The 15,049-nt window shown below is 53.6% G+C and carries 14 protein-coding genes; 7 read left to right on the plus strand and 7 right to left on the minus strand.

Translation table 11 applies throughout. From position 1 onward, the window contains the following. Positions 1–359: 359 nt before the first annotated feature. The 5 genes from ychF to B4H10_RS00235 form a co-directional block, all read right to left on the minus strand. Positions 360–1,466, minus strand: a complete 1,107-nt coding sequence (ychF, locus tag B4H10_RS00215) for a redox-regulated ATPase YchF (protein ID WP_059076035.1) — start codon at positions 1,464–1,466, stop codon at positions 360–362. A gap of 25 nt (positions 1,467–1,491) precedes the next feature. Further along, a complete protein-coding gene (locus B4H10_RS00220; RefSeq protein ID WP_075581912.1) occupies positions 1,492–2,733 on the minus strand; it encodes an LL-diaminopimelate aminotransferase in 1,242 nt (413 codons plus the stop codon). A gap of 251 nt (positions 2,734–2,984) precedes the next feature. Continuing rightward, complete coding sequence (locus B4H10_RS00225) at positions 2,985–4,202, minus strand: ABC transporter permease (RefSeq protein WP_059076037.1); 1,218 nt, start codon at positions 4,200–4,202, stop codon at positions 2,985–2,987. Next, positions 4,192–4,896, minus strand: coding sequence for an ABC transporter ATP-binding protein (locus tag B4H10_RS00230; RefSeq protein ID WP_113855365.1), 705 nt, complete (start codon positions 4,894–4,896; stop codon positions 4,192–4,194). The genes B4H10_RS00225 and B4H10_RS00230 overlap by 11 nt, the downstream gene beginning before the upstream one ends. Before the next feature lie 15 nt (positions 4,897–4,911). Beyond that, positions 4,912–6,045, minus strand: coding sequence for an efflux RND transporter periplasmic adaptor subunit (locus B4H10_RS00235; protein ID WP_292017962.1), 1,134 nt, complete (start codon positions 6,043–6,045; stop codon positions 4,912–4,914). A gap of 229 nt (positions 6,046–6,274) precedes the next feature. On the opposite strand from B4H10_RS00235, the gene B4H10_RS00240 reads away from it, so the two are divergent. From B4H10_RS00240 to B4H10_RS00270, 7 genes are all read left to right on the plus strand, one after another. Continuing rightward, positions 6,275–8,011: a subtype B tannase gene (locus B4H10_RS00240; RefSeq protein ID WP_292017963.1), complete on the plus strand. Its 1,737-nt coding sequence runs from the start codon at positions 6,275–6,277 to the stop codon at positions 8,009–8,011. A gap of 277 nt (positions 8,012–8,288) precedes the next feature. Then, the gene (gene asrA, locus B4H10_RS00245) at positions 8,289–9,311 is read left to right on the plus strand and encodes an anaerobic sulfite reductase subunit AsrA (protein ID WP_059076041.1); all 1,023 of its coding nucleotides are present in this window, start codon (positions 8,289–8,291) and stop codon (positions 9,309–9,311) included. Then, entirely contained in the window at positions 9,301–10,110 is an 810-nt protein-coding gene (gene asrB / locus B4H10_RS00250) for an anaerobic sulfite reductase subunit AsrB (protein WP_075581915.1), read from the plus strand. Before asrA ends, asrB begins: the two co-directional genes overlap by 11 nt. 13 nt (positions 10,111–10,123) lie before the next feature. After that, positions 10,124–11,173: a sulfite reductase subunit C gene (gene asrC, locus B4H10_RS00255; RefSeq protein WP_075581916.1), complete on the plus strand. Its 1,050-nt coding sequence runs from the start codon at positions 10,124–10,126 to the stop codon at positions 11,171–11,173. Between the two features lie 10 nt (positions 11,174–11,183). Continuing rightward, positions 11,184–11,945, plus strand: coding sequence for a formate/nitrite transporter family protein (locus B4H10_RS00260; protein ID WP_292017964.1), 762 nt, complete (start codon positions 11,184–11,186; stop codon positions 11,943–11,945). 105 nt (positions 11,946–12,050) lie between these two features. Further along, positions 12,051–12,794, plus strand: a complete 744-nt coding sequence (locus tag B4H10_RS00265) for a hypothetical protein (protein ID WP_292017965.1) — start codon at positions 12,051–12,053, stop codon at positions 12,792–12,794. Between the two features lie 179 nt (positions 12,795–12,973). Next, positions 12,974–13,303 carry an ArsR/SmtB family transcription factor gene (locus tag B4H10_RS00270; RefSeq protein WP_170087237.1) on the plus strand — a complete coding sequence of 110 codons (330 nt, stop codon included), beginning with the start codon at positions 12,974–12,976 and terminating at the stop codon, positions 13,301–13,303. 108 nt (positions 13,304–13,411) lie between these two features. On the opposite strand, the gene B4H10_RS00275 is transcribed toward B4H10_RS00270, so the two are convergent. Together B4H10_RS00275 and B4H10_RS00280 are read right to left on the minus strand one after the other, a co-directional pair. After that, on the minus strand, positions 13,412–14,071 hold the full coding sequence (locus tag B4H10_RS00275) for a Crp/Fnr family transcriptional regulator (RefSeq protein ID WP_059076047.1): 660 nt from the start codon (positions 14,069–14,071) through the stop codon (positions 13,412–13,414). Positions 14,072–14,076: 5 nt separating this feature from the next. Continuing rightward, a partial coding sequence (locus B4H10_RS00280; protein ID WP_292017966.1) for a glutamate-1-semialdehyde 2,1-aminomutase occupies positions 14,077–15,049 on the minus strand: 973 nt, incomplete at its 5' end.

Consider the following 15,049-nt stretch of genomic DNA (forward strand, 5'->3'; position numbering starts at 1 on the left):
GATTGTTCGTAGAATATGAGCAGTGTCCTGTCTTCTTAGACTTGAAGTGCGGTTTGCCGAAATGTTTTCGGTTGCGAAAAAAATTGTTGTATGCCTTGTTCAGGTTCATCTGTGCATTGGCAAGAGCAAGACTGTCCACTTCTTTCAGCCAAGGAAACTCTTCCTACCCGCCTTCATCCCCCACCTAAGAGGTGGAGGATGAAGGCGGATTAGGTTAAATCATTTTCTATAAACTACAAACTATACAGTAAAAGGGACTTACGTATGGTAGTAGAAACCTTCATGCGTAAGTCCCTTGCTGTTGGTGTTGACGCAGGACAGGAATATTCTGCCTGCCAGGAGCAGGCAGGGATGACCTATCAGACGTTAAACCGGAAGTAGGTGACATCGCCATCCTGCATGACGTAATCCTTGCCTTCCAGGCGGACGAGGCCTTTTTCCTTGGCGGCCTGTTCACTGCCGCAGGCAATGAGGTCATCGTAGGAAACGATTTCAGCGCGGATAAAGCCCCGTTCGATATCGGTATGGATCTTACCGGCTGCTTTCTGGGCTTTCGTGCCTTTGACGATGGTCCAGGCGCGGACTTCGTCGGCACCGGCCGTAAAGAAATTGATAAGGCCCAGCATGGCGTAGCTTGCTTTGATCAGTTTATCGAGGCCGGCTTCGGGAAGTCCCAGTTCTTCCAGGAAGACCTGGGCTTCATCATCGGGCAGTTCGGCGATTTCCGCTTCGATTTTAGCAGAGACGGCGACGACTTCCGACCCTTCTTTTTCGGCAAAAGCCCGCAGTGCCTGTACGTGGGGATTGGAATCGGGATCCGATGCTTCGTCTTCGGCCACGTTGGCGATATAGAGAATCGGCTTGAGCGTCAGCAGGTTGAGATCGTGGACCTGTGGCAGTTCATCCTTGGTGAGTCCTGCCTTACGGGCCGGTTCGCCATTTTCCAGGCAGGCCAGTACTTTTTTCAGTACGTCGTATTCGGCCTTGGCCGTTTTATCGCCGCACTGGGCGACTTTGGCGATGCGGTCGGCCCGTTTCTGTGTCGTTTCGATATCGGCCAGGCACAGTTCCGTGTTGATGACATCGACGTCGCGTACAGGGTCAATGGAGCCCGATACGTGGGTGATATTGCTGTCTTCAAAGCAACGGACAACTTCGGCAATGGCATCGGTTTCGCGGATGTGGCTGAGGAATTTGTTCCCCAGACCTTCACCTTTGGATGCCCCGGCGACGAGGCCGGCAATATCGACGAAACGGGTGACGGCCGGAATGGTGCGTTTGGGATGGTACATGTCGGTCAGAACCTGGATGCGGTTATCCGGGACTTCGACGACGCCGACGTTCGGTTCAATCGTGCAGAATGGATAATTAGCCGCTTCTGCTCCGGCTTTGGTAATGGCATTGAACAAGGTGCTCTTGCCTACGTTCGGCAGTCCGACAATGCCTATTTCCAGATTGGTACTCATGAGTGAGCAGTCCTTTCTCTATTTCTTATTTTATGATGTGCAGATCGGCAATGCGTTTTACGGCAGCGATAGTGTTTTCCCGTGTGCCGAATGCCGTAAGGCGGAGGTAGCCTTCACCGTGGGGGCCGAATCCGGAACCCGGCGTGGTAACGACGTGGGCTTTTTCCAGCAGGAGGTCGAAGAAATCCCAGCTCTTCATGCCGTTAGGTGTCTGTACCCAGGCATAAGGGGAGTTGGTCGCGCCATATACGGTGTAGCCGGCTTCGGTCAGGCCGTCGCGGATGATATGGGCGTTTTCCATGTAGTAATCGACATCAGCCAGGCACTGTTTCTGGCCTTCCGGGCTGTAGTATGCTTCAGCTGCGCGCTGTACGACGTACGGTGTGCCGTTGAAGAAGGTACACTGGCGGCGGTTCCAGAGCGGATTCAGTTCCACTGCCGTGCCGTCGGCTTTATAGGCTTTGCAGGCATGGGGAACGACGACGTAGGAGCAGCGCGTGCCGGTGAAGCCGGCGCACTTGGAGTAAGAGCGCAGTTCGATTGCCACGTCTTTGGCGCCTTCTACTTCGAAAATGCTGTGGGGAACGTCCGGTTCGGTAATATATGTTTCATAGGCCGAATCGTAGATGATGACGAAATTGTTTTCCTTAGCAGCCCGGACCCAGTTTTCCAGTTCTTCTTTGCTCATGGCTGTACCGGTCGGGTTGGACGGGTTGCAGAGGTAGACAATATCGACCTTTTCTTTCGGCGGCTGGGCTTTGAAGCCGTTTTCCGGTGTGCAGGGCAGATAGACGACGCCATCGTATCTGCCTGTTTCGGCATGGTATACACCGGTGTGGCCGCACATGACGTTGGAGTCGAGGTATACGGGGTAGACCGGATCGGCTACGGCAAAGGTCAGGTCGCTGCCAAAGATTTCCTGGATGCAGGCAACGTCGGTCTTGGAACCGTCACCGACGAAGACTTCGTCCAGTTCCAGATCGATACCGCGCGTTTTATAATCTCCGTCAATGATGGCCTGACGGAGAAAATCATAGCCTTGTTCGGGACCATAGCCGCGGAACGTTTCGGCTTTTCCCATTTCATCGACAGCTTTATGCATCGCTTCGATGATGGCCGGAGCCAGCGGGCGGGTTACGTCGCCGATACCGAGACGGATGATGTCCGCGTCGGGATGGGCCTTGGAATAGGCTGCAACTTTTTTGGCAATGGTAGCAAAGAGATAATTGCCAGGAAGTTTTAAGTAATTTTCATTTACGTGAGCCATAAAATGACCTCCTTTTATATGCGATAATGAGTATATATTGGCTATACAACACTATTCATTGTACTACATTCGCCATCGCTTGAAAAGGACAGAGGGTACTTCCGGATGATGAGAAATTAAAATCACTGTAATTTGTCTCAGTGTTCAATGAAAAACGCTGCCACACAAAGAAATCTCTGTTTCGTGTGGCAGCGCTCTTTGCTGCTTGGCGTTCGTCGTGGTTAAGGCCGGGGCCGTCGTACTCTCCTTCACTATTCGTAGCGCAAGGCTTCGATGGGATCGAGGCGGGCCGCTTTCCGCGCCGGATAGATGCCGAAGAACAGGCCGATGCCGACGGAGAAGCTGAAGGAAATGATGATCGGTGCCGCCGTGATGACCGTCTGGAAGAGTCCGGCTTTTGCAATGGTAAGGGCGATGCCGACGCCGCAGGCGATGCCCAGCAGGCCGCCGATGACACCGATGACGACCGATTCGATGAGGAACTGCATCATGATATTCTGGAAGGTGGCGCCCAGGGCCTTGCGGATGCCGATTTCCCGCGTCCGTTCTGTGACCGATACCATCATGATGTTCATGATGCCGATGCCACCGACGATAAGGGAGATAGCGGCAATGCTTCCCAGAAACAGGGTCAGCATAGTCGTCGTGCTGGTCATGGTTTCCATGAGGCTGGTCAGGTTGCGGACGGTGAAGTCGTCTTCCTTGTCCCCTGTGATGTGGTGGCGCTGGCGCAGCAGTGTTTCCACTTCACTTTGCACCTGTTCGATTTTATCAGAGCGGGAGACCTGGATATTGATGGAACGCACGTAGGTGATGCCCAGAAGACGTTCCTGAGCAGTCGTGAGAGGCACGATGACCATGTCGTCCTGGTCCTGGCCCATGGAAGACTGGCCCTTGCTTTCCAGTACGCCGATGATACGGTAAGGCTGGTTGTTGATGCGGATTGTCTTGCCGACGGGATTGGATGTATCGAACAGATTGGATGCGACCGTCGTCCCGATGACGGCAACGCGGTTGCGCGATTTCAAATCATTGTTGGTGATAAAGGAACCGCTCTGGACGTTGAGAGAGCGGATGTGGAGGTATTCCGGTGTCACGCCGTATACGGAGGTGTTCCAGTTCTGATTGCCGTTTACGACCTGATAGGAACTGTTGACGGTCGGCGAAACATAGTCAATATTTTTGATTTTCTTTTTGATGGCTTCGGCGTCGTCGTATTTCAGTTTCTGGCCGGAACCGGCGGCCGATCGGACGCCCCCCTTATTGGTCGAGCCCGGTGTGACGATGAGCATATTGCTGCCCAGGCTGGCAATGGAATTGGTGACGTTCTGGCGCACGCCCATGCCGATGGAAATCATGGCGATGACGGCGCCGACACCGATGATGATGCCCAGCATGGTCAGGATGGAGCGCAGTTTATTGGACAAGAGTGCCGTCACGGCAATCTGTACGCTTTCACTAAACAACATCCATGACGACCCCCTTTCCGGCATCTTTGGTGATTCTGCCGTCACACAAGAGGAGCTGCCGGTTGGCACAGGCGGCGATTTCCGGTTCATGCGTGACCAGGATGATGGTCTTGTGTTCTTCATGAAGGGCTTCGAAGAGACCCATGATGTCCCGCGTCGATTTTGTATCGAGGTTGCCTGTCGGTTCGTCGGCCATGATGATATGGGGATTATTCACCAGAGCCCTGGCAATGGCGACGCGCTGGCGCTGGCCGCCGGAGAGTTCGTTGGGCTTGTGGTGGGCCCAGGTTTCCAGGCCGACTGCTTTCAGCTTTTCCATGGCCCGCTGGGTCCGTTCTTTGTGGCCTACGCCGGCGTAGACCAGGGGCAGGGCCACGTTGTCGAGAGCGGAGATGCGGGAGAGGAGATTGAAATTCTGGAAGACAAAGCCGATGTGCTGGTTGCGGACGGAGGCCAGTTCGTCGTCGCTCAGGTTGGCTACTTCTTTGCCGCCCAGCCGGTACGAGCCGGACGTCGGCCTGTCGAGACAGCCGAGGATATTCATGAGTGTCGATTTACCGGAACCCGACGGTCCCATGAGGGCGGCAAATTCCCCCTCTTCGATATTCAGGGTAATGCCGGCCAGGGCGGCAAAATCTTCTCCGCCGATGTGATAAATCTTTTTGATGTCGGTTAATTCAATGACATGATTCATGGTGATGCCTCCTGATTACATGGGCGGCGGTCCCTGTCGTCTGTTGGAATTGGATGACTGGGAAGAAGATTTGGATGGGGCATTATAGGAAACGGAAACGCTGTCTCCTTCAGAAAGGCCCGACAGGATTTCCACGTATTCATCGCTGTAGATCCCCGTCGTGACCGGAACCTGTTCGGTCTGGCCGCTGGTATTGACGCGCAGTACGTAGGATCCGTTGTCGTTGGTCTTGAGGGCGGCGATGGGGACGACCAGAGCATCCTCTTTTTCGGCTGTGTTGATTTCTACCCGGGCGGTCATGCCGAGGCGCAGTACGTCATCGGGGTCATCCACGTCGAGGGTGACATAGTAATAAATGACGCTGGCCGACGAAGAAGACGAACTAGATGAAGTGCTCGTGCCGTTCGTATCCCACGTATTGCTCGTATCGGTCTGGGAAATCTTGGACACGTGAGCCGTAAAAGTCTGATTGGTATAGGTATCGACGGTGAAGGTGGCATCCTGGCCGACTTTGATATTGCCGATATCCGTTTCATCTATTTTAGCCATGATCTGCTTTTTGCTCGTATCGGCGATGCGCATGATGACCGTCGGGTTGCTGTTTCCCTGTACGGCCATGGTACCGGCTGGCTTGGGTTCCCCGACGACGACGCCGCTCATGGGGGCGGTGATCGTCGTTTCTGCCAGATCCGATTCGGCGGCGCTCAGATTGGAAAGGGCCGTCTTGTATTCGTATTCGGCATTATCCAGTGTCTGTTTGGTACCGGCACCCTGGTCATAGAGCATCTTATACCGTTCGTAGTCGAGGCGCGTATTGGTGACTTTATACTGGGCCTGATCGTATTTGGCCTGATAATCCTTGCCATCCAGCGTGGCTACGGTCTGGCCGGCTGTGACCTGGTCGTTTTCCTTGACCAGGACCTGACTGATACGGGCTGTGATTTTCGGTGAGACTTCGACAGAATCGACAGGGCGGATCGTACCGGTCGCAGAGACTTTGGATGTGAGATTCATGCGTTCTACCTGGGCCGTTTCGACGGCGGATGCCTGCTGGGCCTTCTGTTGTGTCTGGTAGTAATACCAGCCGCCGGCACAGGCAGCAATGATAATGACAGCGATGGCGGCTGTGATTTTTTTATTCAGCTTCATGGAATCACCTTTTGAAAATAGGAATGAGTTACGATATAACGGAAACATACGTGGGGTACTGTATGTTTTATTAAGTATATCATAGAAAAAAGCAGTAAAAAAGACAGAACAGGCTGTATGGAAAAGATTACTAAAAATTGTGACAAATCTGTCTTTTTTCTATGGTATACTACATCATGGGACGAATTAAATATAATTCTCAATATATAAAATATCCGGAGGGATAGGTATGAAGAAGCAACTCACGACAGCCGTGGTGGCAGCGATGCTGTGCACCGGGGCCGTATATGCAGCCGATACGACCGGGACCACTGCCGTTCCGGCACAGCAGACAACGCAGCAATTACAGCAGACACAGCAGACACAACAGACACAACAGACACAACAGACACAACAGACAACGCAGAAATCGCAGCAGACCTATAGTCTGGATCTGGATGTGTCGGATTATGCTGTCGATACGATGCAGTACGAGGGAAAACACATCGTGTTCCGGGCCTATGAAAATAAAGTCTACGTCGCACACCCCGTCGATACGACATATCAGTCCATGAATATCTACGTGCCGGAAGAATACTTTGAAGGAAAATCCGTCCATGGGTATACGGCGCAGACGGCCCCCATATTTCTGCCCAATACCGTCGGCGGTTATATGCCGGGCAAGGCAGGACAGCCGTCAGAATACGATCAGCGGCAGGGCGGTCCTAACGCCATACTGGCCGCCCTGGCACGGGGCTGCGTCGTAGCGGCTCCCGGTGCCAGAGGCCGGACGAATCAGGCTGCCGATGGCACCTATACAGGCAAGGCCCCGGCGCTTCTGGTCGATATGAAAGCTGCCATCCGCTACCTGCGCCACAATAAAGGAGTCCTTCCCGGCGATACAGAAAAAATCATTTCCAATGGTACCAGTGCCGGCGGCGCCCTTTCGGCCCTCATCGGGGCGACGGGGAACAGCAAAGAGTACGAACCGTATCTCAAAGCCCTGGGGGCAGCAGAGGAACGGGACGATATCTTTGCCTCCAGTGATTATTGCCCTATTACCGATCTGGAACATGCCGATATGGCCTATGAATGGGTCTTTGGAGACGTGACGGACTATCATCAGAATAATGCCATAGGGGCGATGCCTGCATTTCTCCAGGCCGGCGGTCAGACGATTCCCATGGGGCCGGGACCGGTCGTTGCCAGCCCGGGCAGTACGGACAGCAACAATCAGAATATGCTCGTCCTGGACCGGCCTGCCGATGCACCGGCAGAAGAACAGAAAGGCACGGAAATGAGCGACCAGCAGAAAGCCGTTTCCGCCGTCCTGCGCAAGGCCTTTCCTGCCTATGTGAACAGACTGCACCTTACGGCTCCTGACGGAACAGCTCTGACTCTGGACAAGAACGGCGAAGGGACGTTCAAGGAATATATCAAGAAATTATACATGAAATCGGCCCAGACGGCTCTCGATTCAGGAACGGACCTGTCCGGTATGGACTGGCTGACCATCCACAATGGCGTTGTAACCGATATGGATCTGGGAAAATACGCCGTGTATGCAACCCGTCTCAAGGCAGCTCCTGCCTTCGACTCGCTGGACCTTTCAGCAGGGGAAAACAGTGAATTCGGTAGTGCAACCATCAATGCCCGTCATTTCACTCCCTGGGGGAAGAAATATAATACAGCCGGTAAAGCATACCAGGCGGATAGTAAACTCATTCATCTCCTGAATCCGCTTTATTTCATCGGCAAACGGGATGTCACCACTGCTCCCCACTGGCGGATCCGCCATGGCAGCAAAGACCGTGACACGTCTCTGGTCGTACCGGCTATTCTGGCCCTGTGCCTGCAGCAGACCGGCCATGACGTAGATTTTGCCGTTCCCTGGGGACGGGGCCACGCCGGAGACTATGATCTGGACGAACTCTTTGCCTGGATCGACACCATTTGCGGGAACACACAGATTGTAAATAAATCATAAAATAATGTAACATGTCTGCTAGATAAATCAATAAGAAATAAAGATTACCTATGTGCAAATTAAAATGATTAAGAATGAAATATAGATATAGGTAAACAGCAAAATGAGCTCTTTTCGTTGCCATAGCAACAGAAGGAACTCATTTTTTCTGATAGCATACACTTGTCAATGCGATACCGTACTATTACGACATAGTATGTGAAATTTTTCTTTTGGTTATAAATTACAGTTTTTTTGTTATGGTTTCTTGTGAATACAAGAGAAAGAAGGTAACAGAATGGGGTATCAATTGAGCAGACGGGCTCTGGCCGACGCCTTTAAATCCTGGTCCGGGACGTACGATGTGTACGCTCCTACCGTATTTGCCGGTACGGGCCGGTTTTCCGAAACCGATGTCATCCGTTATGGCAAAGTGACCGATCCCGCCGATATCGTCTGGGACGCACGGTCTGATTATTCCTTTAAAGAAATCCTGATTCCTGTATGTCAGGTGTTGTTCTACTTTACGGAACACAGCGTGCAGGAATCGGAATTTCCCAAAAAAGGAGCCATCATTTTCCTGCGCAGCTGCGATCTGCATGCCGTGAAACGACTCGATTATATGTTCCTCCAGAACGGGCCGGAAGATTACTACTATAAGACTCTGCGGGACAAGGTGAAATTCGTCGTCATGGGCTGTGACCATACCTTTGACGGCTGCTTCTGCGTGTCTATGGGTACCAACGTGAGCACCAATTATGATGCGGCTGTCAATTTTAAAGATGGCATGTATTATGTGGACTGTCCTGATGAAACCCTGGCGGCTGCCCTGAAAAATCATGCCGAAGGAACTTGCGACGTGACAGCCGATCACGTGGAAAAAGACGATGTGGAAGTCCATATCCCGGACAACCTGACATCGGCCATCGCCAAGAGTTCTATCTGGGATGAATACGACAAACGCTGCATCAAATGCGGCCGCTGCACCCTGGCCTGCCCGACCTGTACCTGCTGGTCCATGCAGGATATCTTCTACACGGAAAACGGCAAGGCCGGTGAACGGCGCCGTGTACAGACGAGCTGCATGTTCGACGACTATACGCTCGTCGCCGGCGGGGGCTGTTTCCGGCAGAAAGCGGGCGAACGGATGCGCTTCAAGGTACTGCACAAAGTCCTCGATTTCAAGAAGAGAGCCGGTTTTCAGATGTGCGTAGGCTGCGGCCGCTGTGATGCCATCTGTCCGGAATACATTTCGCTCACTCACTGCATTAATGAAAAGCTGCCCCAGGGCATGAAGGAGGTACTGGAAAATGGTCAATAATGAATATCTGCCTTTCCGTTCGGAAATTCTGGAAGTCATCAAACATGCCGAACTGGAATATACATTCCGCATGTCCTATGACCGCGGCGACGAACATCCGGTCAAGCCGGGCCAGTTTTTTGAAATTTCCATCCCGAAATACGGGGAAGCGCCTATTTCCGTCAGCGGTATTACGGACCATTCCCTCGATTTCACCATCCGCCGCGTCGGCTCGCTGACGGACGAAATCTTCGAAAACTACGTCGGCGATTATTTCTTCATGCGCGGACCCTATGGCAACGGCTTCGATGTCAATATGTTCAAGGGCAAGGAAATCATCCTCGTCGCCGGCGGGTCGGGCCTGTCGCCTATCCACGGCGTCATCGATTACTTTGCCGACCACATGGATGAATGCAAGAAGCTGACAGTCATTGTCGGCTTTAAATCGCCGGACGACATTCTCTTTAAGGAAGATCAGAAACGTTGGGCTGAAAAAGGAATTTCCCTCATCACTACCGTCGACCGGGCTCCCGAAGGCTATACGGGCCACGTCGGCATGGTTACCAAATACATTCCTGACCTGACTTTTGAAGACATGCCCAATGCCATCTCCGTCGTCGTAGGTCCACCGCCGATGATTAAATTCTCCATCCTGGAGTTGAAGAAAATCGGCTTCGACGTGGAAAATATCTGGCTGTCCGAATCGCGCAAGATGTGCTGCGGCCTGGGAAAATGCGGTCACTGCCGCATCGGCGACATCTATATCTGCCAGGACGGACCGGTGTTCAAATATACGAAAATCAGTTCGATGATTGACTAGGAGGGATATAGCCATGGATATGAATTGTGGTAAGTTAAAGAAATACGCTTTCCGGGTAACGAAGCATCGCGATGTGGCTTCGGCCCGTGTACGTGTCCCCGGTGGCTCCCTGAATGCCAAGATATTGGGCCAGATTCAGTATATTGCAGAAACGTATGGCAATGGCGACGTCCATCTGACCATCCGTCAGGGCTTTGAAATCCTGGGGATTCCCTTTGACAAGGTGGAAGAAGTCAAGAAAGCACTGCAACCGATCATTGATGAACTCGACATCAATCAGAGTGAACGGGGCGCTGGTTTTGAAGCGTCCGGTACGCGGAACGTCATGGCCTGCATCGGCAACCGCGTCTGCCCCTTTGGCAACTACGATACGACGGCACTGGCAAAACGCATCGAAAAGGCTATTTTCCCTAACGATCTTCACGTCAAGGTCGCTCTTACGGGATGTCCCAACGATTGTGATAAAGTGCGTATGCATGACTTCGGCATCATGGGCATGACTGAACCCCAGTTCGACCCCACGCGGTGTGTCAGCTGCGGCATGTGCGTCCGCAAGTGCAAACAGCTTTCCGTAGAAGCCCTGCATATGAAGAATTTCCGTCCGGTCCGCAATGTGGAAAAATGCATCGGCTGCGGCGTATGCGTCTGGGCCTGCCCGAACCGCGCCTGGACGCGCAGCAAGGAACAGTATTTCCGCATTACCCTCCTGGGCCGCTCCGGCAAAAAGAATCCGCGCATGGGCGTCGATTTCATTAAATGGGCCGATGCGGACAGCGTCGTAAAAATCGTTTCCAACGTATATGCCTTTGCCAAGAAATATATCGATCCGACGGCTCCCGGCGGCAAGGAACATATCGGCTACATGGTAGACCGTACCGGTCCGGAAGAATTCATCAAATTCATCCTTCAGGACGTACATCTGCCGAAGAAAGCAGAAATTTATCGTCCTCTCAACTGGTCTGGTATCCGCTATGTCGGCCTGAAATCGGAACCGTTCTATGTAGGCAAGGACGTAAACCCCGCCGATCTGGATGTGTTCCAGAAACCGTTGCCGCTCAAATAAGGAGAATCTCATGTACAACGACGAATACGCCGCATCGGCTGCCGGTGCGGCAGCGAAAGCCGGCATGCTCCGGAAGAACCCTCTGGGATATTTCCTTCTCTCGGCACTGGCCGGGGCCTATATCGGCTTTGGTATCCTCTTATCCTTTACGGTAAGCGGCACCCTGGGGGCTATGCCGTTCACGAAAATTGCCATGGGCCTGTCCTTTGGCGTCGCCCTGAGTCTGGTCGTCCTTGCCGGGGCAGAACTGTTTACGGGAAATGCCTTCGTCATGTTCAACGGCCTTCGCCTTAAAACCGTGACGGCCGGGGACGTACTGAAGTTGTGGGTCGTCTGCTACCTGGGAAACTGGGCAGGTGCCATCATCCTGTCGCTGCTCTTTCTGGCGGCGGCCGGTCCGGTCGGGGCGACGGGCAAGGTTCTGGCTGCGGCGGCTGCCATGAAGATGAGCCTGCCGCCACTGGTGCTCTTTGCCCGGGGCATCCTCTGTAATGTCCTCGTCTGTCTGGCTGTCTGGTGCGGCTTCCGCACGAAAAATGATGTGGCCAAACTCATCATGGTATTCTGGTGTCTCTACGCCTTCTTTACCTGCGGGTTTGAACACAGCATCGCCAATATGACCGTCCTCACCGTCGGCATGCTGGCTCCCTTCGATGCCGCCGTCAGCCTCAGCGGCTATGCCTATAACCTGTTTTTCGTTACGCTGGGCAATATCGTCGGCGCCGTCCTGTTCCTGTCTATTCCCTATGGAATCGGGGCGCTGAAAAAATAAATTCCTACGGGCAGTACTGTCAGTGCAGTACTGTCCTGTTTGTTTATATGAACAGACGCCGTGCCTGCCAATGGCCGGACGGTATTCCTGTCTGAAGGAGGTTTTATGATGAGTACATATTATATTGCCAGTTGTGTCTTTACCTGGCATTATCCGGAGTTGAGCCAGATGATCCAGCAGTATATGACGGCCCATGGCATCCAGGTCGTGCGCTGCTGTGTGCCCAAATACAAATTGCCCCATTTTACGGGACTCATGCCCGATTTGTACAAAGAACAGTGGCAGGCCCTGCCAGACTCGGGAGATTTCCAGCCCGGTGATACGGTGTATTCCCTCTGTCACAACTGTTCGGCCATCCTGGAAGAATCGAAACCCGGCGTTATCGTTACCTCACTCTGGGAATACATCGCGGCGGACGGATCGTTTCCCTTGCCGGAACTTACGGGCCGGACGATGATCCTTCAGGACTGCTGGCGGGCCTTCGACCGCATGGGGGAACAGGATGCCGTCCGGACCCTGTTGCAGCGCATGGGCGTTTCGATAACCGAATTGCCGGATAACCGGGAACAGACGAATTTTTGTGGCGTTTCCGTTCTGCGCCCGGCACCACCGCGCAACCTGAAACTGGCACCGCAGCGCTTTTCCCGCAATGCCAATGCCCAGGACAAGTTCCGCCCGTATACGCCGGATGAACAGAAACAGGCCATGAGTGATTATTGCCAGCGCTTTCAGGGAAATGAAGTTGTATCCTATTGTCATTATTGTATGGAAGGGCTGCTTCTGGGAGGGGCCAGGGCGGTCCATCTGGCAGAGCTGCTGTTCCAGCACCGGGAAGCGTTCCGGATGTAAGGGACAGAATATTTGCCATCAGTCGCACGAAGAGGAGCGTATCCATACGGTGTTTTAACAGCAGGGATACGCTCCTCCATGTTTCTCTATATTGACAAATGTATTCAACAATAGTACACTACAGATAAAAGAGGTTATAAGTATCAATATCATTTATGTGTAGCGGGAGGCAGTATGACATGGAGTATGGAGAGACAGCGAAACTATTTAAGGCCTTGGGCGATGAGAACCGCCTGCACATCCTTTCTATGCTGCAGCACGGCGAACGCTGTGCCTGTGTCCTTCTGGAACACGTCCACTTGTCCCAGCCGACACTGTCTCATCATATGAAAATATTATGTGAAACTCATCTGGTGACGAGCCGCAAAGAAGGAAAATGGGTGTATTATTCCCTGAACCGTGTCCGGGCCGGCCGGGCAGAACAGGCGCTTGCGGACCTGTTCCAGGAGAAAGAGCCCATATCCGATGCCGGCCGCTGCCAGATGGAATATCCACCGGAAACAAACTGAAAACGCCAAACCTCAGACCTCAAACATCAAACCCAAACGTCAGACTTCAAACATCAAACAGAGGCTGTCCCATCGTGCTTTTTTGCACAGTGGGGCAGCCTCTGTTTGTTATAAAAGAGTAAATGTATTTTTTTCGAAATCGATCCGGCCTTCCTGTTTCATCCGGGCCAGCTCCCGGGCGACCGCTGTGCGGTCGGCGCAGAGATAGTCGGCCAGCTGGGTGCGGCTCAGAGGCAGTTCGAAGGTACGGCTTTCCTGGAGCTCTGCCTGAAAAGACAGATAGGTCAGGATTTTGCGGCGCAGCGTTTTTTTGGAAACGATTTCCAGTTTTTCCATGAGCCGGGCATTTTTATCGGATACCATGCGCAGCATATTTTCGATGAGCTGATAGTGGAACGGGCAGGAGTTCTGGCAGGTATGGATGACCTTGCGGAAGGGCAGCGCCAGAATGCGGGTTTCACGGACGGCCTGGAAGGTGGCAGACGAGTGCAGGTTGGTCCCGCAGGCGAAGGTTTCGCCAAACAACTCGCCCGGCCCCATGGCAGACAGGATGGCCGTATCGCCCCAGGCGTCTTCGTGGATCATATGGATCCGCCCTTTAAGGATGATGCCGACATAGGGGACTTCATCCCGGGCCAGAATGGGGAATTCTCCCTTATGCAGTGTCTGGAAGCGGCCGCCGATGCATTGCAGCATGGCCTGCAGGTTGTCTGTGTGGATTCCGGAAAACAGAGACAGGTGGGACAGCATTTCATAATCGGGACGCATGGCGATCACCTGCTTTGACGATACGATGCGACAGCGGCAAAGGCCGTGCCGGCGGCTTCAATGGTCCGTCTGATGTCGTCATCGGTGTGGGCGCCGGAGACGAAACACGTTTCAAACTGGGACGGCGGCAGGTAGATACCCTGTTCCAGCATGGATTGGAAATAGACGGCAAAGGCGTCCTGGTCGGCGGCAGACGAGTCGGCGAAATTCTTCACATCTTTGTCGGTGAAAAACAGGCTGAACATGGAACCGGACTGGTGTACGCAGACGGCTACGCCCGCTTCGGCCGCTTTCTGACGCAGACCTTCCGTAAGGGTCGTCGTATGGGCCGTTACCCGCACCGTGTAAGACGGATCTTCCGTGATGATGCGCAGCGTTTCGATGCCTGCTGTCATGGCCAGGGGGTTGCCCGAAAGGGTCCCGGCCTGATAGATGGGGCCGGCCGGGGAGACGCAGTCCATGAGATAGGCTTTGCCGCCATAGGCCGCTGCCGGCAGGCCGCCGCCGATGATTTTGCCGAGGCAGGTCATGTCCGGCGTAATGCCATAATAGGCCTGGGCACCGTGGAGGGCCGTACGGAATCCGCACATGACTTCATCGAAAATGAGAATCGCGCCGTGGGCCTGGGTCTGGCTGCGCAGGGCCTGCAGGAACGATTCCTCCGGCAGGACCAGCCCCATATTGCCGGCAACGGGTTCGACGATGACGGCGGCGATGTCGTTGCCGAAACCGTCCATGATGCGGTTGAAGGATTTACTGTCGTTATAGGGAAGGGTAATGGTGTCGGCAGCCGTCGCAGCGGGAACACCGGGGCTGTCGGGCTGGCCGAAGGTGGCGGCACCGCTGCCGGCGCTGACCAGGAGACTGTCGGCATGGCCGTGATAACATCCCTGGAATTTGATGATTTTATCGCGGCCCGTAAAACCGCGGGCGACGCGCAGGGCACTCATGGTGGCTTCCGTGCCGGAATTGACCATG

It is taken from the genome of Megasphaera sp. UBA4382, assembly GCF_002391155.1.
GTDB classification, from domain to species: Bacteria; Bacillota; Negativicutes; order Veillonellales; family Megasphaeraceae; genus Megasphaera; species Megasphaera hexanoica.